Origin of the sequence: Roseicyclus persicicus (assembly GCF_012395815.1) — a bacterium.
GTDB classification, from domain to species: domain Bacteria; phylum Pseudomonadota; class Alphaproteobacteria; order Rhodobacterales; family Rhodobacteraceae; genus Roseicyclus; species Roseicyclus persicicus.
Genome location: NZ_JAAZQQ010000002.1, coordinates 260,666 through 279,318 on the forward strand (window position 1 = coordinate 260,666; position 18,653 = coordinate 279,318).

Consider the following 18,653-nt stretch of genomic DNA (forward strand, 5'->3'; position numbering starts at 1 on the left):
CGTCAGCGCGTGATCGCCACCACCGTCGTGCCCCGGTCCACCTCCTGCCCGTCGCGGATCAGCCGCGCCTCGCCCCGGTAGAGCCCCGGCGCCCAGCCGCCCTGCGGCGTGCGCCGGCCCGAGGCGCGGAAAAGCTGCGCCTGGGTGCGTTCCAGCACCGCGTCCTGCGCGTGCACCTCGGCCCCGTCCGCGTCGAGGATGCGCAGCGCCACCACGTCGCCCGCCCGCCCGCCGTGGACGAAGGCCCAGACCACCAGCGCCTCGGCCCCCGCCGGGATCGCCCCGGTGCCGGCCGCGCCCGCCGCGATGGTGTCGAGGCCGGGGATGCCGGTGGAAAAGCCGACCGACAGGATGCCACCGCCGGGGTTCGGCACCGGGTCGGCCCAGAGCGCCGGCGCCGCACCGCCGCAGCTTGCGGGGTCCGAGGGGTCGAACGGGTCGACCACGCGGCCCTCGTGGCGCAGCAGGAATTCGAGATGCGGGAACTCGGTGGTCCCCGAATAGCCGATCAGGCCCAGCACATCGCCCGGCGCCACGGCCTGTCCTTCGGCCACCGCGATGCTGCCCTCGAGCAGGTGGCAATACTGGGTCTGCCAGCCGCCGGCATGGTCCACGACCACCCCGTTGCCGCAACCCTGCCCCTCGGGCGCGGCCGCCGTGCCGCCGTCGGGCACCCCGTCGCGGAACGCCCGCACCACGCCGTCGGCGGCGGCCAGCACCGCCACGCCCTCGGCCAGCGCCGCCATGTCGGCCAGCCGGATGTCGGTGCCCTCGTGGCCGTCATAGCTTTGCGGGCCGCAGTCGAAGGCCCGCGCGCTCGGCCCCGGGTCGCGGTCGACGAACTGCTGCAGGAAACAGGTCTCGCCGAGCGTGCAGTCGACGGGAAAGGCCAGCCGCGGCGCGTCCTGCGCCAGCGCGGGCAGGGCGAGCGCGACCGCGCCCGCCAGCACGGACAAGGCCCGACACCTTGCGGGGCCGGGCCTTGTCCTTGTGTCGCTCATGCCGGTCAGTCGGCGGTCAGCAGCGGCGGCTTCTTGGTGCCGATCCGCGGGTTGGCCGGCGCCTCGATGCGCAGGTCGATCTTGTCGTCCTTGAGCCCGACCTTGACCGCGCCGCCCTTGAGCAGCTTGCCGAACAGAAGCTCCTCGGCGAGCGGCTTCTTGATGTTCTCCTGGATCACGCGGCCCAGCGGGCGGGCGCCCATCTTGTCGTCGTAGCCCTTGTCGGCCAGCCACTCGGCAGCGGGCCGGGTCAGCTCGATGGTGACGCCGCGGTCCATCAGCTGGGCCTCCAGCTGCAGGACGAACTTCTCGACCACCTGGAGGATGACCTCCTTCGGCAGCGGGCGGAAGCTGATGACGGCATCGAGGCGGTTGCGGAACTCGGGCGTGAAGGTCCGCTCGATGGCGGCCGTGTCCTCGCCCTCGCGCCGGTCACGGCCAAAGCCGAGCGCCGCCTTCTGCATGTCCGCCGCGCCCGCGTTGGACGTCATGATCAGGATCACGTTGCGGAAGTCGACCTTGCGGCCGTTGTGGTCGGTCAGCGTGCCGTGGTCCATCACCTGCAGCAGGATGTTGAACACGTCCGGGTGCGCCTTCTCGATCTCGTCGAGCAGGAGCACGCAGTGCGGGTGCTGGTCGACCCCGTCGGTCAGCAGGCCGCCCTGGTCGAAGCCGACATAGCCCGGAGGCGCGCCGATGAGGCGGGAAACCGCGTGCTTTTCCATGTATTCCGACATGTCGAAGCGCAGGAGTTCCACACCCAGCGTGTCGGCCAGCTGTTTCGCAACCTCGGTCTTGCCGACGCCGGTCGGGCCCGCGAACAGGTAGTTGCCGATGGGCTTTTCCGGCTCGCGGAGGCCGGCGCGCGCCAGCTTGATGGACGAGGACAGCGCCTCGATGGCGGCGTCCTGCCCGAAGACCACGCGCTTGAGCGTGACCTCGAGGTCCTTGAGCACGGCGGCGTCGTCCTTGGAGACGTTCTTGGGGGGGATGCGCGCGATCTTGGCGACGACCTCCTCGATCTCCTTGGCGCCGATGGTCTTGCGCCGCTTGCTCTCGGCCACGAGGTGCTGCGCCGCGCCGGCCTCGTCGATCACGTCGATGGCCTTGTCGGGCAGCTTGCGGTCGTTGATGTAGCGCGCGCTCAGTTCCACAGCCGTCTTGATGGCCTCGGCGGTGTACTTCACGTGGTGATGCTCTTCGAAATAGGGCTTGAGGCCCTTGAGGATCTTCACCGCGTCCTCCACCGAGGGCTCGTTCACGTCGATCTTCTGGAACCGGCGGGACAGGGCGCGGTCCTTCTCGAAGTGCTGGCGGTATTCCTTGTAGGTGGTGGAGCCCATGCAGCGCAGCTTGCCGCCCTGCAGGGCGGGTTTCAGCAGGTTGGAGGCGTCCATCGCCCCGCCGCTGGTCGCGCCGGCACCGATCACCGTGTGGATCTCGTCGATGAAGAGGATCGCGTCGGGATGCTCCTCCAGTTCCTTCACGACGGCCTTCAGCCGCTCCTCGAAGTCGCCGCGATAGCGCGTGCCGGCAAGCAGCGCGCCCATGTCGAGCGAGTAGATCGTGGAATGGGCTAGAACCTCGGGCGTTTCGCCCTCGACGATCTTCTTGGCGAGGCCCTCGGCAATGGCGGTCTTGCCGACGCCGGGGTCACCCACGAGGAGCGGGTTGTTCTTGCGCCGGCGGCACAGCACCTGGATGCAGCGCTCCACCTCCTGCGCGCGGCCGATCAGCGGGTCGACATCGCCCTTGCGCGACTTGGCGTTCAGGTCGACGCAGTATTTCGCAAGCGCGGATTCCTTCTGCTCGCCGCCCTCGCCGGGGGCGCTGGCGCGCGTCTGTTTCTCTTCCTCGGCCTCGGAGGCGCCGGTGACCGGGCGGCTTTCGCCGTAGGACGGGTCTTTGGCGACGCCATGGGCGATGAAGTTGACCGCGTCGTAGCGGGTCATGTCCTGCTCCTGCAGGAAGTAGGCGGCGTTGCTCTCGCGCTCGGCGAAGATGGCGACGAGCACGTTGGCGCCGGTCACCTCGGTCCGGCCCGAGGACTGGACGTGGATCGCGGCGCGCTGGATCACGCGCTGGAAGGCGGCGGTCGGCACCGCCTCGGAGCCCTCGACATCGGTTTCCAGCGTCGACAGGTCGTCGTCGATGAAGGTCACCAGCGTCTCGCGCAGCGCCTCGATGTCGACCGAACAGGCCAGCATCACCTTGCGCGCCTCGGGCTCGTCGATCAGCGCGAGGAGCAGGTGCTCCAGCGTCGCGAGTTCATGGCGGCGTGCATTCGCGTTGGCCAGCGCCGCGTGAATGGCCTGCTCCAGTGTGGGCGAAAAAGACGGCACGGGCGTGCTCCTTTCCTCGTGCATCGGGCCAGGCAGGGCCTGTCCCCGATCATGGCCTCATGGTGTTAAGCTTTGCTTTCTGTCCGCGCGTTTCAAGGAGAAACTTCGCAAGGTTTCGTGTGCGATGCCCGCGCGGCCCTCTATCCCTTGGCCCGGACGGGTCTGCCTAATTCTTGTGCAAACGCCACGTTCCGTCTCAGAACGAATCCTTGAGGCTGCGGATCCGGGCAAACACGTCGGCGGGGTCGGCACCCTCCATCCCGAGCCGGCGGGCGAGGACCGGATCGGCTGCGCGGAGGAACGGGTTGGTGGCCAGCTCCTCGCGCAGGGACGAGGGCACGGTCGGCCGGTTCGCGTCTCTGGCGGCCTGCACCGCCTCTGCACGGGAGATAAGCGCCGCGTTGTCCGGGTCAATGGTGAGGGCGAAACGGGCGTTGCCCGCGGTGTATTCGTGCCCCGAGCAGACCAGCGTGTCCGGCGGCAGCGCGGCGAGCTTCGACAGGCTCGCCCACATCTGCTGCGCGCGGCCCTCGAACAGCCGCCCGCAGCCCAGCGCCATCAGGCTGTCGGCGGTGAACACCGCGCCCGCATCGCGGAAATGGAACGCGACATGCCCCAGCGTGTGCCCCGACACGTCGATCACCCGGCCTTCGAGCGCCCCGACCGTCACCGTGTCGCCCTCGGCCAGCGCGCGGTCGAGCGGCGGCAGCCGGTGCGCGTCCGCCGCCGCGCCCCAGACCCGCGCGCCGGTCGCGGCCTTAAGCGCGGCGACCCCGCCGATGTGGTCGCCGTGGTGGTGGGTGATCAGGATGTCGGTCAGGGACCAGCCGCGCGCGGTCAGCGCCGCCTGGATCGGGGCGACTTCGGGCACGTCCACCACCGCCGTCGCCCCGGTGGCGGGGTCGTGCAGCAGGAAGGCGTAGTTGTCCTGCAGGCAGGGGACGGTCACGATTTCGGGGCGGGGGCCGGTCTCGGGCATGGCTTTCGCTCCTCGGTTGGGTACAGTCGGCAGGACAGCCACCCTCGCGCATGGATCAAGCGAGCGCAATGCACCTCGACGTCACCGACCTGCGCCAGTTCTATTACCGCACCCGGCTGGGCCGGATCGCGCAGAAGGCCGTGCGCGACCGGATGCTGTCGCTCTGGCCCGAGGCGCAGGGGCAGACGGTGGTGGGCTTCGGCTTTGCGGTGCCGCTGCTGCGCCCCTATCTCGGGCAGGCGCGGCGGGTGATCGGGCTGATGCCGGCCGAGCAGGGCGTGATGCCCTGGCCCGCGGGGCTCGACAACGTGTCGGTGCTGTGCCGCGAGGGGCTCTGGCCGCTGCAGACCGGCGTCGCCGACAAGATCGTCTGCCTGCACGGGCTGGAGACCTCGGAACACCCCGCCGCCGTGCTGGAGGAATGCCAGCGCGTGCTGGGGCCGGGGGGCAAGGCGCTGTTCATCGTGCCGAACCGGTCGGGCATGTGGGCCCGGCGCGACGCGACGCCCTTCGGCTTTGGCCGGCCCTATTCGCTGGGCCAGCTCGAGGCGCAGATGAAGCGCCACGACTTCATGCCCGAACGCCATGCCGCCGCGCTGTTCGCGCCGCCGTCGGACCACCGGTTCTGGCTGCGTTCGGCCGACCTGATGGAGCGCTTCGGCGCCCGCATCTCCAGCCGCTTCGCCGGCGGCGTGATCCTGCTGGAGGTGTCCAAGCGCGTCTACGCGCCGACCCGTCCGGGCCTGGCCGAACGGGTGCGCCAGCCGCTGAAGGTGCTGGAGGGCACGCCGACGCCCGCGGGCCTGCGCAACCGCGGCTGAGGCGTCAGGCGAAGATCGCCGAGGCCGTCACCACCGCCCGGTTCGACACGATCTCGGGCAGGTCCAGCTGGCGTGCGTCCTCGACGATGATCTCCTCGCCGGTCACCGCGTCCACCGCGACCGTGACATGGCCGAGATCCACCGTCCCGATCTTGATCAGGCCCAGCTCGGCCACGAGATCCTCCTCGCTGCCTTCGGGCAGGGCGTCGGGCAGGGCCTGGTCCTCGGGCAGGATGTAGAGGCCGAGCGCGAACTGCGTCTCCATGGCGCCGTCCGCGCCACTGGGGAGGTGGTTGGCGGTCTCCAGCACCAGCAGGTCGCCCTTCACCTCGTCCGACAGCGTGATCTCCATCACGTCCGACCCGTCCAGCCGCGCGACGAACCCGTCGTCCTCGCCGTCCATCGGGTCGTCGACGATCCGGGCAAAGGCGGCCTCGGTGATCTCCAGCTCGATCACGTCCATGTCGTCGTCGGAGGTGGTCAGCGCGGGCAGGGCAGGGGCCGCCGACATCGGCGCGGCCACCAGGGCGGCCAGCACCTCGAAGGCGCTGCCGCCGCCGAGGTCGGTCACCGGCGGGTCCTCGGGCGGCGCCGGGTCGGGCGCGGCGGACGCGGCGTCGAGATCGTTCACCGGCGGTTCGGGCTCGGGGGGCGGTTCCTCGACCGGCGGCGGGTCGGGCTGCAGGTCGGGCGCGTCCTCGGCCGGGGCCGCATCGTCGCCGTCGCCGAACAGCGCCACCGCGGCACCCGCGATCAGCAGAAGGGGCAGAAGTGCCGCAAGTTCAATCATGTCACTGCCTCGGGCCCGGACTCCCCCAGGGTCAAGTCTAGGCATCTTTTCGGAAATCCATCCACAGCGCGTGTCGAAAAGGAGTGTTCCCGGATCGTGGAAACCGGCCGCATTTGCGCCACAGTTCAGAATCGTGACAGACGCAGGGCAAAGCGTCGCAATCGCTAGCTTCAAAGCGTCGCATTTCGCGCCGAAGCGGCCTTCCGATTGACACCAAACGATTTTTCACCGAAGGGGCGCGGGTCTATCGCGGTTGCAGCATGACAGGCCCTCTGCTACATCACCCGCGATTTAACGGAATACGGCTGCCATCCGCTGCCGAGACGCGACTTGCCCGGGGGCGCGCCCGCGCCCTGCCCGGGCTACCTATGTGAGAAAGGGTGGACGTGAGCGAACCTGCTTCAATCTCGACCGGCATCGCCGCCCGCTATGCGACCGCGATGTTCGACCTCGCCGAAGAAGAGGGCGCTCTGGCCGCGCTCGAGGCCGATGTGGGCACCCTGGAGGCCGCACTGGCCGCCAGCGCCGACCTGCGCGACGTCATCACCTCGCCGCTCTACGGGCGCGAGGCGACCTCCGCGGCGATGGGCAAGCTGGCCGCGGCGATGGCGCTGAACCCCGTCACCGGCAACACCCTGCAGCTGATGGCGTCCAAGCGCCGTCTGTTCGTGCTGCCCGCGCTGCTGCGCACGCTGCGCGAGAAGATCTCGGCCCACAAGGGCGAGGTCACCGCCGAGGTGGTGTCGGCCAAGGCGCTGACCAAGACGCAGTCCGACAAGCTGGCCAAGGTTCTGGCCGCCACCGTCGGCCGCGATGTCATTCTCAATGCGACCGTGGATGAAAGCCTCATCGGCGGTCTTGTCGTCAAGGTTGGCTCGACGATGATCGACACCTCGATCAAGTCCAAGCTCAACGCACTCCAGAACACGATGAAAGAGGTCGGTTAACATGGCGATCCAAGCTGCAGAAATCTCTGCGATCCTCAAGGACCAGATCAAGAATTTCGGCCAGGACGCCGAAGTGGCCGAGGTCGGCCGCGTGCTGTCGGTCGGGGACGGGATCGCCCGCGTCTACGGCCTCGACAACGTGCAGGCCGGCGAGATGGTGGAATTCCCCGGCGGCATCCGCGGCATGGCGCTGAACCTCGAAGCCGACAACGTCGGCGTCGTGATCTTCGGCTCGGACCGGGACATCAAGGAAGGCGACACCGTCAAGCGGACCAAGTCCATCGTGGACGTGCCCGCCGGTGACGCGCTGCTCGGCCGCGTGGTCGACGGCCTCGGCAACCCGCTGGACGGCAAGGGCCCGATCGCGGCCACCGAGCGCCGCATCGCGGACGTGAAGGCCCCCGGCATCATCCCGCGCAAGTCGGTGCACGAGCCGATGGCGACCGGCCTCAAGGCCATCGACGCCATGATCCCGATCGGCCGCGGCCAGCGCGAGCTGATCATCGGCGACCGCCAGACCGGCAAGACCGCCGTGGCGCTCGACACCATCCTGAACCAGAAGGTCTACAACGAGCGCGCCGGCAGCGACGAGAGCAAGAAGCTCTACTGCGTCTACGTCGCCGTGGGCCAGAAGCGGTCCACCGTGGCGCAGCTGGTGAAGAAGCTCGAGGAAACCGGCGCGATGGAATACTCCATCGTCGTCGCCGCGACCGCCTCGGACCCCGCGCCGATGCAGTTCCTCGCCCCCTACGCCGCGACCGCGATGGCGGAATACTTCCGCGACAACGGCCGTCATGCCCTGATCATCTACGATGACCTGTCCAAGCAGGCCGTGGCCTACCGTCAGATGTCGCTGCTGCTGCGCCGCCCGCCGGGCCGCGAAGCCTATCCGGGCGACGTGTTCTACCTGCACTCCCGCCTGCTGGAGCGGTCGGCCAAGCTGAACGAGGACAACGGCTCGGGCTCGCTGACCGCGCTGCCGGTCATCGAAACCCAGGGCGGCGACGTGTCGGCCTTCATCCCGACCAACGTGATCTCGATCACCGACGGCCAGATCTTCCTCGAGACCGAACTGTTCTTCCAGGGCATCCGCCCGGCCGTGAACACCGGTCTGTCGGTGTCGCGCGTGGGCTCCTCGGCCCAGACCAACGCGATGAAGTCGGTCGCGGGCTCGGTGAAGCTGGAGCTGGCGCAGTACCGCGAGATGGCGGCCTTCGCACAGTTCGGTTCCGACCTCGACGCCGCCACCCAGCGCCTGCTGAACCGCGGCGCGCGCCTGACCGAGCTGATGAAGCAGCCGCAGTATTCGCCGCTGACCAACGCGGAAATCGTCTGCGTCATCTTCGCCGGCATCTCGGGCTACCTCGACAAGCTGCCGGTCTCGGCCGTTGGCCGCTTCGAGCGGGGCCTCGTCACCTTCCTGCGCACCAAGAAGCAGGACGTGCTCGACTGGATCACCACCGCCGACCCCAAGATCAAGGGGGATGCCGCCGACAAGCTCAAGGCCGTGATCGACGAATACGCCGCCGATTTCGCCTGAGGGATTTGAGCGATGCCCAGTCTCAAGGACCTCAAGAACAGGATCGGGTCGGTCAAGTCGACCCGAAAGATCACCAAGGCGATGCAGATGGTCGCCGCCGCGAAACTGCGCCGTGCGCAGGAAGCGGCGGAGATGGCGCGCCCCTACGCCGAGAAGATGGAGGCCGTCATGGGCGGCCTCGCCCGCGCCGTCGGCAATGCCGAAGGCGCGCCGCGGCTTCTCGCCGGGACGGGCAAGTCCGACGTGCACCTGCTGGTCGTCATGACCGCCGAGCGGGGCCTCTGCGGGGGCTTCAACTCGACGATCGTGCGCCTGGCCCGCACCCGGATCGCCGCGCTGCTGCGCGACGGCAAGACGGTCAAGATCCTGACCGTCGGCAAGAAGGGGCGTGAGCAGCTCCGGCGCGACTATGCCGACAAGATCGTCGGACATATCGACCTGAGCGACGTCAAGCGCCTCGGCTATTCCAACGCCGCCGACATCGCGCGCGACGTGCTTGGCCGCTTCGACGCCGGGGAATTCGACGTCGCGACGATCTTCTACAACCGCTTCCAGTCGGTGATCAGCCAGGTTCCGACCGCGACGCAGATCATCCCGGCCCAGTTCGACGCCCCCGAGGGCGCCGAGGAGGGCGGGGCGCAGTACGACTACGAGCCCTCCGAAGAGGCGGTGCTCGAGGACCTGCTGCCGCGCGGCGTGGCGACCCAGATCTTCACCGCGCTGCTGGAGAACGCCGCCTCGGAGCAGGGCGCGCGCATGTCCGCGATGGACAACGCGACCCGCAACGCGGGCGACATGATCGAGCGCCTCACCATCGAATTCAACCGTTCGCGTCAGGCCGTCATCACCAACGAGCTGATCGAAATCATCTCGGGCGCCGAAGCGCTCTAAGAACCGGAGACACGACACATGGCAAATGCAGTCGGAAAAATCACCCAGGTCATCGGCGCCGTCGTCGACGTGCAGTTCGACGACCATCTGCCCGAGATCCTGAACGCGCTGGAAACCGACAACGGCGGCAAGCGCCTCGTGCTCGAGGTCGCCCAGCACCTCGGCGAGGGCACCGTGCGGACCATCGCCATGGACGCGACCGAGGGTCTGGTCCGCGGCCAGAAGGTCACCGACACCGGCGGCCCGATCATGGTGCCCGTGGGCAACGCCACGCTCGGCCGCATCCTGAACGTGGTCGGCGAGCCCGTGGACGAGGGCGGGCCGGTCGTCGCAGACGAATACCGCGCCATCCACCAGCCCGCGCCCGAGTTCAACGACCAGTCGACCGAGTCCGAGATCCTCGTGACCGGCATCAAGGTCGTGGACCTGCTGGCCCCCTACGCCAAGGGCGGCAAGATCGGCCTGTTCGGCGGCGCCGGCGTGGGCAAGACGGTTCTGATCATGGAACTGATCAACAACATCGCCAAGGTGCACTCGGGCTTCTCCGTGTTCGCCGGCGTGGGCGAGCGGACCCGTGAGGGGAACGACCTCTACCACGAGATGATCGAATCCAACGTGATCAAGCCCGACAACCTGTCGGAAAGCCAGGTGGCGCTGGTCTACGGCCAGATGAACGAGCCCCCGGGCGCCCGCGCCCGCGTCGCGCTGACCGGCCTGACGCTGGCCGAACAGTTCCGCGACCAGTCGGGCACCGACGTGCTGTTCTTCGTCGACAACATCTTCCGCTTCACGCAGGCGGGCTCCGAGGTGTCGGCGCTTCTGGGCCGGATCCCCTCGGCCGTGGGCTACCAGCCGACGCTGGCCACCGACATGGGCGCGATGCAGGAGCGCATCACCTCGACCAAGGCCGGCTCGATCACCTCGATCCAGGCCGTCTACGTGCCCGCGGACGACCTTACCGACCCCGCGCCGGCCACCACCTTCGCCCACCTCGACGCCACGACCGTGCTGTCGCGCGCGATCTCCGAGCTTGGCATCTACCCGGCCGTGGACCCGCTCGACTCCACCTCGCGCCTGATGGACCCCCAGATCCTCGGCGAGGAGCACTACCAGGTCGCCCGTGACGTGCAGGGGATCCTCCAGCGCTACAAGTCGCTGCAGGACATCATCGCGATCCTCGGGATGGACGAACTGTCGGAAGAGGACAAGCTGACCGTGGCCCGCGCCCGGAAGATCCAGCGCTTCCTCAGCCAGCCCTTCGACGTGGCCAAGGTGTTCACCGGCTCGGACGGGGTGCAGGTGCCGCTCGACGTCACGATCTCGTCCTTCAAGGCCGTGGTCGCCGGCGAGTACGACCACCTGCCCGAGGCCGCCTTCTACATGGTCGGCGGCATCGACGAGGTGATCGCCAAGGCGGAACGCATGGCGGCCGAGGCCGCGTAAGGGGGCCGTCATGGCTAAGCTTCAGTTCGATCTGGTCTCGCCCGAACGGCGTCTCGCCTCGATGGCGGTGGATGCCGTGCAGATCCCCGGCGCCGACGGGGACATGACGGCGATGGCCGATCACGCGCCGCTCATCACCACGCTGCGCCCCGGTGTCCTCAAGGTCGAGGGCGCCGACGGCGGGGCCGAGACGGCGTATTTCGTCACCGGCGGCTTCGCCGACGTGGCGGGCCCCTCGGTCACCGTGCTGGCCGAGCGCGCCCTGCCGGTCAGCGAAGTGACCGCCGAGATGATGGACGGCTTCATCGCCGAGGCCCGCGAGGCCCACGACAAGGCCCGCGCCGCGGACCAGCCGCAGGGCGTCGCCGATTCGGCGGCCAAGCTGCTGGCCGACATGGAGGCCGCAAAGGGCCACATCATGGGCTGACGCCCCGCCGGGGCGACATGACGACAGAGTGACCCCCGCGGCCCGCCCGCGGGGGTCTTTTTCATGGTGTTTCCGCCGGATTTCCCGGTATCACTCCGCCACAGAGGCAGGAGACCGGAGCCGGCGGGCTCCCACAAGATGGGCACGACCAACCGCATGAAGCGCCTGAGCCATCACCTGATCGGGGCCGAGCAGGGGTCCCTCGTGCTGTTCAGCGATTTCGAGGAGAACGGCCCGATGTGGACGGGCGACGGCCCGCGCGAGGCGCGCCGCCCGGTGCGCTTTTCCGAGCCGTTCCGCGCCGCGCCGCTGGTGCAGGTGGGCATCTCGATGTGGGACACCGGCGGCGACACCAACCAGCGCGCCGACCTCCGCGCCGAGGACATCACGCCCGAGGGGTTCAGCCTAGTGTTCCGCACCTGGGGCGACAGCCGCGTCGCCCGCATCCGCGCCGACTGGATGGCGCTGGGCGAGCTCCGGGCCGCCGACGACTGGGACATCGCCTGAGCGGGGCACCGCCCGCCATCACGCGCCCCGGGGTGATGGGCGTTTACCGCCCCCACATGCCCTTGGGATACAGGCCCTCGTAGATCGGCACCAGCGACGCGGTGTCGAACAGCGACGACACGCTGGTGCCGTTCCAGATGTTCACGATCGCCTGCGCGAACATCGGCGCCGTCGGCACCACGCGGATGTTGGGGCAGGCCTTGGCCGCCGCGGTGGCCTCGATCGTGTCGGTGATGACCAGCGATTTCAGGACCGACCCCGTGATCCGCTCCACCGCCGGCCCCGACAGAACGCCGTGCGAGGTGTAGGCATGGACCTCGGTCGCGCCGGCCTCCATCAGCACGTCGGCCGCCTTGCACAGCGTGCCGGCGGTGTCGCAGATGTCGTCGACGATCACGCATTTATGGCCGGAAACGTCGCCGATCACGGTCATCCCCGCGACCTCGCCCGCCTTCTCGCGGCGCTTGTCCACGATGGCGAGCGGCGCGCCGATCCGGGTGGCAAGCTCCCGCGCGCGGGCCACGCCGCCCACGTCGGGCGAGATCACCATCACGTCCGACATGTCGCCGTTGAACTGGTGCAGGATGTCCAGCGCGAAGACCGGCGAGGCATAGAGGTTGTCCACCGGGATGTCGAAGAAGCCCTGGATCTGGGCCGCGTGCAGGTCCAGCGTCAGCACCCGCTCGATCCCCGCCGTGACCATCATGTTGGCCACCAGCTTGGCCGAGATCGGCGTGCGCGCCTTGGTCCGCCGGTCCTGCCGGGCATAGCCGAAATAGGGGATCACCGCGGTGATCCGCGCCGCCGACGACCGCCGCAGCGCGTCGGTGATGATCAGCAGTTCCATCAGGTTGTCGTTGGCGGGCTTGGACGTCGGCTGGATGATGAACATGTCCTCGCCGCGGACGTTCTCGAACACCTCGACGAAGATCTCGCCGTCGTTGAACCGCTCCACCCGCGCGTCGACCAGCCCCACCTGCATCCCCCGGTGCATCGACATCCGGCGCGAGATCGCCTCGGCAAGCGCGCGGTTGGCGTTCCCGGAAATGAGTTTCGGGTCTTGTGCAGGCATGGTGATGGTGTCCCTCGTGGCAGCCGTCCCGCCCGGTCCCCTCGGGCGGATGTTGACACCCCCTAGCACCCGTCTAGGCTCCGCGCAAAGCCGAAAAGGGGAGAGGCGCCAGCATGGCCCACATCGACTACTACTTCTCGACCGTATCGCCCTACACCTACCTCGCGGGCACCCGGATGGAGGAGGTCGCCGCCCGCCACGGCGCGACGATCGCCTACAAGCCGATCGACCTGACCGGCGGCATCTTCCCCCGCACCGGCGGCCTCGCGGTCAAGGACCGGCACCCCGCGCGCCTCGACTACCGCCTGCAGGAACTGCACCGCCAGTCGAAGAAATACGGCCTGCCGCTCGACCTCGACCCGCCGTTCCGCGCGGTGAACGCGGCGCCCTCGTCCTACGCCTTCATCGCCGCCATCGGCGCGGGCGGCGGCGATCTCGGCCAGCTGGTGCATGAATTCACCGGCGCGGTCTGGCGTGACCGCCGCGACATCGCCGAGGACGACGTCATCGCCGACTGCCTCGCCGCCGCGGGCTTCGACCGCGGGCTGGCCGGCATGGCGATGCTGGCCGGCGCCGACCAGTACGTCCGCAACAGCGAGGAGGCGGTGACCGCCGGCGTCTTCGGCGCGCCCTTCTATATCGTCGACGGCACCGAGAAGTTCTGGGGCCAGGACCGCATCGAGGATCTGGACCTGTTCCTGTCCGGCAAGCTGTGACGGGGTTCGCCCGCCGCTGGGGGCAGGGGGGCGATGCCGCCCTGCTGCTGCACTGCTCCCTCGCCCATTCCGGGGCGTGGGACGGCGTGGCGCGCGCGCTGGCGGACCGGCTGACGCTGACGGCGCCTGACATGGTCGGTCACGGCCGCGGCCCCGCCCGCGACCCGCGCGCCGACTACCATGACCAGTGCACCGCGCTGGCCGAGGCCCATCTGCCCGCCGCGCCCTGCCACCTCGTCGGCCACAGCTTCGGCGCGACCGTCGCGCTCCGCCTCGCGCTCGATCACCCGGCCCGCGTGGCGAGCCTCACGCTGATCGAACCCGTCCTGTTCCCCGCCACCCGGGGCAGCCCCGGCTGGCACGCCCACCGCGCCGCGATGGCGGGCATAGACCCGCTGGTCGAGGCCGGCGACACCGAGGCCGCCGCCCGCCTGTTCCTGTCCGCATGGGGCGGCGGCGTCCCGCTCGATGCCATGCCCGAGGCGCAGCGGCGCTACATGATCGACCGCATCTGGGTGGTGCCGGCCAGCGCGCCGGCGCTGGAGGAGGACAGCGCCGGCCTGTTGCCGCGCCTGCCGGGGCTCGCCTGTCCCGTGCTGCTGATCGAGGGCGAGCGTTCGCCCGCGGTCGTCGCCGAGATCCAGTCGGCCCTCGCCGCCGCGATCCCGCAGGCCCGCCGCGCCGTCATCCCCGGCGCGGGCCACATGGCGCCGATCACCCACCCGGCCGAGGTCGCGGCCGAGATCCGGGGCCTGCTGTCCTGAGCCAAGCGGAAAACCCGGGTTTTCCGCACGGGAAACCTCCAGGTTTCCCGTGCGTTTTCCTCGAGGAAAACGCTACCCCGCCCAGGCCGCCAGCAACCGCTCCACGTCCTCGGCCGGCTTGGCCCAGTCGCACACGATCCGGCAGCGCAGCGGCGCCTCGGGCGCCCCGTCCTCGACCGTGCCCCCGAACAGGTAATACTGCGCCCCCGCCGCGAAAGCCCGCGCATGGGCCGCCCGCGGCAGGTCGATAAAGGCCAGGTTCCCCGCCGCCGGGTGGCAGACCCGCGCGCCGTCGACCCGCGCCAGCCCCTGCACCAGCTGCGCCGTCCGCGCATTGGCCGCCTGCGCCATCTCCAGCCACAGGTCGTCCGCGACATAGGCCGCCATCTGCGCCGACAGGTAGCGGTGTTTCGAGAACAGGTGCCCGCCGCGCTTGCGCCGCAGCTCCAGCTCGCGCCCCTTGGCGGGGTCGAACAGGATCACCGCCTCGACCCCCATGCAGCCGTTCTTGGTGCCCCCGAAGCTGACGGCATCGACGCCCGCCTTCCACGTCATCTCGGCCGGGCTGCACCCCAGCGCCGCGCAGGCATTGGCGAACCGCGCCCCGTCCAGATGCACCGGCAGCCCATGCGCGCGGGCCACCTCCACCAGCGCCCGGATCTCGGGCAGGGTGTAGACCGTCCCGCGCTCGGTCACGTTGGTGATCGTGACCGGCCCCGGCTGCGCGCCATGCACCCCGCGGGCGAGGCACTGCTGGATCGCCGCCTCCAGCGCCTCGGGCGAGAACTTCGCGTCCGCCCCGTCGATCAGGATCGTCTTGGCGCCCGAGTAGAAATCCGGCGCGCCGCACTCGTCCTCCTCGACATGGGCGATGCGGTGGCAGAACACCCCGTCCCAGGGCTTGGCGAGGCAGGCCAGCGCCAGCGCGTTCGCCACGCTGCCCGTCGCCACGAACTCCACCGCCGCGTCCGGCGCCTCGAACAGCGCCCGCACCGCGTCGCGCGCGGCCCGCGTCACGTCGTCGTTGCCGTAGGGCATGGCGTAGCCGTCATTCGCCGCCATCACGGCGGCCATGATCTTCGGATGCACCGGCCCGGTGTTGTCGCTGGCAAAGATCACGTCCCCGGCTCCTCGATGATGTAGTCTTCCCACTCCTCCTCCGGCACCTCGAATTCGGGCACCGAAAGGCCGCGCACGCTGACCCCGGCGGTGTGCACCGTTTCCGGGTCGCCCGACACCAGCGGGTGCCACCAGAACAGCGGCTTACCCTCGTGCAGTAGGCGATAGGCGCAGGTCCGGGGCATGAAATAGGCGACATCGCCCATGGTCTCGGGCGTCAGCCGGATGCATTCCGGCACCAGCGTCTTGCGGATCGCGTATTGCCCGCAGCGGCAGGTCTCGTCGTCGAGGAGGCGGCAGGCCACGCGGGTCAGCGCCACCTCGCCCGTCTCCTCGTCCTCCAGCTTGTTCAGGCAGCACTTGCCGCAGCCGTCGCAGAGCGCCTCCCACTCCTCGGGGGTCATCCGCGCCATCGGCACGCGCTCCCAGAACCGCTCCCTCATGACCGTGCCAGCGCCTCGCGCGCGGCGGCGCTGTCGCGGTCCATCTGCGCGATCAGCGTGGGCAGCCCGTCGAACTTCGCCTCGCCGCGCAGGTACTCGACCAGCCCCACCGACAGCGGGCAGCCGTAGAGGTCGCCCTTGAAGTCGAACAGGAAGGTCTCGAGGTTCGGCGTCTGCCGCTCGAACATCGGCCGGATGCCAAGGTTCGCGACCCCCTTGTAGGTGCCCTTGTGCGGCCCCTCCAGCACGTCGACCAGCACGGCATAGACGCCCAGCTTCGGCACATGCAGCCCCTGCAGCCCCATGTTCGCGGTCGGATAGCCCAGCTCGCGCCCCCGCTTGTCGCCATGCAGCACCGGCCCCTCGATCCGGTGCCAGTGGCCCAGCATGTCGGCGGCCTCGCGCGGCCGCCCCTCGGACAGCGCGGCCCGGATCGCGGTCGAGGATACGGCGCCGGCCTCGGCCGTCAGCAGCTCGGCCACCGTGACCTCGAACCCGTAGCGCGCCCCGAACTCCCGCAGCATCGCGGCGGTTCCCTGCCGCCCCTGGCCGAAACAGAAATCCGCGCCCACGACAACGTGGGACAGGCCCAGCCCCCCCGCCAGCACGTCGCGCGCGAAGGCCTCGGCCGACAGCCCCGCCAGCCGCGCGTCGAAGGGCAGCTCGGCCAGCACCTCCACCCCCAGCTTTTCCAGCCGGTGCGCCCGCGCGGCCGCGTTCATCAGCCGGAAGGGCGGCGCGTCGGGGGCAAAATGCTCCCGCGGATGCGGCTCGAAGGTGACGACGCCCAGCGGCACGCCCGGCCGTCGCGCCAGGCCGATCACATGCCGGTGGCCGCGGTGGACGCCGTCGAAATTCCCGATCGCGGCACTCGCGCCGCGGTCTTGGGGACGGGTATACTGGGGGTCGCGCAGGATCCGCATGGCGCAGGGCGTAGCCGCCCCCGCGGCGATGCGCAAGCGGGCGGCGTCAGTCGAACTTGCGCGACGGGGCCAGCACCACGGCCTCGCCCTTGAGGACGACGGTGTTGCCGACCTTGCAATGGGTCGCCAGCGTCACCCGGCGACGGGAATGGTCGATCTCCATCACCTCGACCTCGGCATGGACCATGTCGCCCGGCCGCACGGGGGCCATGAACTTCAGCGTCTGGCCCAGGTAGACCGTGCCATGCCCCGGCAGCTGCTCGCCGATCACGGCCGAGATCAGCCCCGCGGTCAGCATCCCGTGCGCGATGCGCCCCTCGAAGATCGTGTCGCGCGCGTAGTCGTCGTCCAGGTGCACCGGGTTCCGGTCGGTCGAGACCTGCGCGAAGAGCTCGATGTCATGGTCGGTGATCAGCTTCTGAAGCGACCGCTTCATCCCGATCTCGAGATCCTCGATGACGATCGTGCCGGTCATGATGTTGTCGAGCATGGGGGGCTCCTGCTGCATCCTGCCGCCCTTCTACGCGATTCCGGGGGTATTCTGCAATGCAGAAAGAAACAAAGCTGCGTGAAAAACCGCAAATGCCGCAACTATGTTGCGCAGCCCCTCCTTCATCTTTCCTCAAATACGCCCTTCGGGAGCACGCTCACCCCAGGACGCGACGCCCGCCCATCGCCGTAGGGCGGGCCTCGGCCCGCCCCCCGGTCGCCGCCCGCGGGCGGCGAAACCCCTCTCAGCGCAGCATCCCGATGCAGTAGCTCGGCTCCAGCTCCGCGTCGGTCAGGAACCGCGCGAGCTTTGCGGGATCGGGCTGCTCCGCCGTCCCGGTCTCCTCCCGCGCGAGGCCGCCGGTGATGAACAGCGTGTCGATGTTCTCGCCCATGCCGCCCAGCACGTCGGTGCGGATGCCGTCGCCCACGGCCAGGATGCGGTCGTCGGACACCGGCCGGCCGATCTGCTGCAGCCGGCGCCGCGCGAGGTCGTAGATCGGCGGGTGCGGCTTGCCGAAATAGAGGCTCTCGCCGCCCATCTCGGCATAGAGCTGCGCCAGCGCGCCGGCGCACCATTCCCGCGTCTCGCCGCGGTCGACCACGATGTCGGGGTTTGCGCAGAGGAGCTTCAGGCCGCGGGTCTTGGCCAGCAGGAACTGCGGCCGCATCACGGCGGGGTCGGCATGGGGGTCGAAGGGGCCGGTGCAGACGATGCCCTCGGCCTCGGCCAGCTCCACGCGCTCGATCTCGACCGGGTGTTCCAGCAGCTGCATCTTCTCGAAGAAGGGGGCGTCGTGCGCCTCGCCGATGTGCCAGACGCGGCGGCCGACCACGCCCTCGAACATCGCCGCCCGCGCGCTGTCGCCCGAGGTGGCGATCACGTCCCAGCAATCCTCGGGCACGCCCAGCCGGTCGAGCTGCTTCGCCACGCTTGCCCGCGGCCGGGGCGCGTTGGTCAGCAGCACCACGGCGCCGCCCTGCGCCTTGAAGGCCCGGAGCGCCTCGACCGCAGCCGGAAAGGCGCGGACGCCGTCATGGACGCAGCCCCAGAGGTCGCAGAACAGCGCGTCGTAGCGCTCGGAGATCTCGGCGAGGCTGTCGATGATGCGGGTCATGGGCGCGCGCTCCTGTGCTGGGGTCAGGGGCGGTTTAGGCGGTCGTGCGCGGGGCGTCGAGGGATTGCGCCGCCTGCGGCGTCGCCCGGGCGCGATTTTTCGTACGAAAAATCGCATCTCCCTGACAGGCGATGCGCGCGGCTGGGGCTGGGGCAGGGGGGCGCTGCCCCCGCCGCGGCCCCTGCAGGGCCGCGCCTCCCCCGGAGTATTTCGGAAGCAAAGATGGCAGGGGCACCTCGGTGGCGGCGCGCCGTCCGGTCAGGGCGCGATGCGGGAGCGGGCGAAGCGGTCGGGATCCGCTATCCTGCGTCTGCCTGCGCG

The 18,653-nt window shown here is 69.8% G+C and carries 19 protein-coding genes; 9 read left to right on the top strand and 10 right to left on the bottom strand.

Annotated features, from left to right (window positions below; all coding sequences use genetic code 11):
- Positions 1-2: 2 nt before the first annotated feature.
- From HCU73_RS06510 to gloB, 3 genes are all read right to left on the bottom strand, one after another.
- Entirely contained in the window at positions 3-950 is a 948-nt protein-coding gene (locus tag HCU73_RS06510) for a M23 family metallopeptidase (protein WP_338052061.1), read from the bottom strand.
- A 56-nt stretch (positions 951-1,006) separates the two neighbouring features.
- On the bottom strand, positions 1,007-3,343 hold the full coding sequence (gene clpA, locus HCU73_RS06515) for an ATP-dependent Clp protease ATP-binding subunit ClpA (protein ID WP_168622625.1): 2,337 nt from the start codon (positions 3,341-3,343) through the stop codon (positions 1,007-1,009).
- Between the two features lie 196 nt (positions 3,344-3,539).
- Positions 3,540-4,322: a hydroxyacylglutathione hydrolase gene (gene gloB / locus HCU73_RS06520; RefSeq protein WP_168622626.1), complete on the bottom strand. Its 783-nt coding sequence runs from the start codon at positions 4,320-4,322 to the stop codon at positions 3,540-3,542.
- A 68-nt stretch (positions 4,323-4,390) separates the two neighbouring features.
- On the opposite strand from gloB, the gene HCU73_RS06525 reads away from it, so the two are divergent.
- Positions 4,391-5,143, top strand: a complete 753-nt coding sequence (locus tag HCU73_RS06525) for a class I SAM-dependent methyltransferase (protein WP_168623236.1) — start codon at positions 4,391-4,393, stop codon at positions 5,141-5,143.
- 4 nt (positions 5,144-5,147) lie between these two features.
- Here HCU73_RS06525 and HCU73_RS06530 read toward each other — a convergent pair whose 3' ends face one another.
- Positions 5,148-5,933, bottom strand: a complete 786-nt coding sequence (locus HCU73_RS06530) for a hypothetical protein (protein WP_168622627.1) — start codon at positions 5,931-5,933, stop codon at positions 5,148-5,150.
- 386 nt (positions 5,934-6,319) lie between these two features.
- Here HCU73_RS06530 and HCU73_RS06535 point away from each other — a divergent pair, with 386 nt between their 5' ends.
- From HCU73_RS06535 to HCU73_RS06560, 6 genes are all read left to right on the top strand, one after another.
- Entirely contained in the window at positions 6,320-6,880 is a 561-nt protein-coding gene (locus tag HCU73_RS06535; RefSeq protein ID WP_168622628.1) for a F0F1 ATP synthase subunit delta, read from the top strand.
- 1 nt (position 6,881) lies between these two features.
- Positions 6,882-8,420: a F0F1 ATP synthase subunit alpha gene (gene atpA / locus HCU73_RS06540; RefSeq protein ID WP_168622629.1), complete on the top strand. Its 1,539-nt coding sequence runs from the start codon at positions 6,882-6,884 to the stop codon at positions 8,418-8,420.
- Positions 8,421-8,432: 12 nt separating this feature from the next.
- Entirely contained in the window at positions 8,433-9,311 is an 879-nt protein-coding gene (locus HCU73_RS06545) for a F0F1 ATP synthase subunit gamma (RefSeq protein WP_168622630.1), read from the top strand.
- Positions 9,312-9,329: 18 nt separating this feature from the next.
- Positions 9,330-10,754: a F0F1 ATP synthase subunit beta gene (gene atpD / locus HCU73_RS06550; protein WP_168622631.1), complete on the top strand. Its 1,425-nt coding sequence runs from the start codon at positions 9,330-9,332 to the stop codon at positions 10,752-10,754.
- 10 nt (positions 10,755-10,764) lie between these two features.
- Positions 10,765-11,181: a F0F1 ATP synthase subunit epsilon gene (locus tag HCU73_RS06555; RefSeq protein WP_168622632.1), complete on the top strand. Its 417-nt coding sequence runs from the start codon at positions 10,765-10,767 to the stop codon at positions 11,179-11,181.
- A gap of 156 nt (positions 11,182-11,337) precedes the next feature.
- A complete protein-coding gene (locus tag HCU73_RS06560; protein WP_168623237.1) occupies positions 11,338-11,688 on the top strand; it encodes an H-type lectin domain-containing protein in 351 nt (116 codons plus the stop codon).
- A gap of 43 nt (positions 11,689-11,731) precedes the next feature.
- On the opposite strand, the gene HCU73_RS06565 is transcribed toward HCU73_RS06560, so the two are convergent.
- Complete coding sequence (locus HCU73_RS06565; protein WP_168622633.1) at positions 11,732-12,760, bottom strand: ribose-phosphate pyrophosphokinase; 1,029 nt, start codon at positions 12,758-12,760, stop codon at positions 11,732-11,734.
- A 113-nt stretch (positions 12,761-12,873) separates the two neighbouring features.
- Here HCU73_RS06565 and HCU73_RS06570 point away from each other — a divergent pair, with 113 nt between their 5' ends.
- Together HCU73_RS06570 and HCU73_RS06575 are read left to right on the top strand one after the other, a co-directional pair.
- Entirely contained in the window at positions 12,874-13,476 is a 603-nt protein-coding gene (locus HCU73_RS06570) for a 2-hydroxychromene-2-carboxylate isomerase (RefSeq protein WP_168622634.1), read from the top strand.
- Entirely contained in the window at positions 13,473-14,240 is a 768-nt protein-coding gene (locus tag HCU73_RS06575; RefSeq protein WP_168622635.1) for an alpha/beta fold hydrolase, read from the top strand. Before HCU73_RS06570 ends, HCU73_RS06575 begins: the two co-directional genes overlap by 4 nt.
- 72 nt (positions 14,241-14,312) lie before the next feature.
- Here HCU73_RS06575 and HCU73_RS06580 read toward each other — a convergent pair whose 3' ends face one another.
- The 5 genes from HCU73_RS06580 to HCU73_RS06600 form a co-directional block, all read right to left on the bottom strand.
- Positions 14,313-15,359, bottom strand: a complete 1,047-nt coding sequence (locus HCU73_RS06580) for a beta-eliminating lyase-related protein (RefSeq protein ID WP_168622636.1) — start codon at positions 15,357-15,359, stop codon at positions 14,313-14,315.
- On the bottom strand, positions 15,356-15,802 hold the full coding sequence (locus tag HCU73_RS06585; protein WP_168622637.1) for a YcgN family cysteine cluster protein: 447 nt from the start codon (positions 15,800-15,802) through the stop codon (positions 15,356-15,358). Before HCU73_RS06585 ends, HCU73_RS06580 begins: the two co-directional genes overlap by 4 nt.
- Positions 15,799-16,725: a bifunctional riboflavin kinase/FAD synthetase gene (locus HCU73_RS06590; RefSeq protein WP_168622638.1), complete on the bottom strand. Its 927-nt coding sequence runs from the start codon at positions 16,723-16,725 to the stop codon at positions 15,799-15,801. Before HCU73_RS06590 ends, HCU73_RS06585 begins: the two co-directional genes overlap by 4 nt.
- 46 nt (positions 16,726-16,771) lie before the next feature.
- Positions 16,772-17,215: a MaoC family dehydratase gene (locus HCU73_RS06595; RefSeq protein ID WP_168622639.1), complete on the bottom strand. Its 444-nt coding sequence runs from the start codon at positions 17,213-17,215 to the stop codon at positions 16,772-16,774.
- A gap of 244 nt (positions 17,216-17,459) precedes the next feature.
- Positions 17,460-18,332 (bottom strand): TIGR01459 family HAD-type hydrolase, encoded by an 873-nt coding sequence (locus HCU73_RS06600; RefSeq protein WP_168622640.1) that lies wholly within the window; start codon positions 18,330-18,332, stop codon positions 17,460-17,462.
- Between the last annotated feature and the right edge of the window lie 321 nt (positions 18,333-18,653).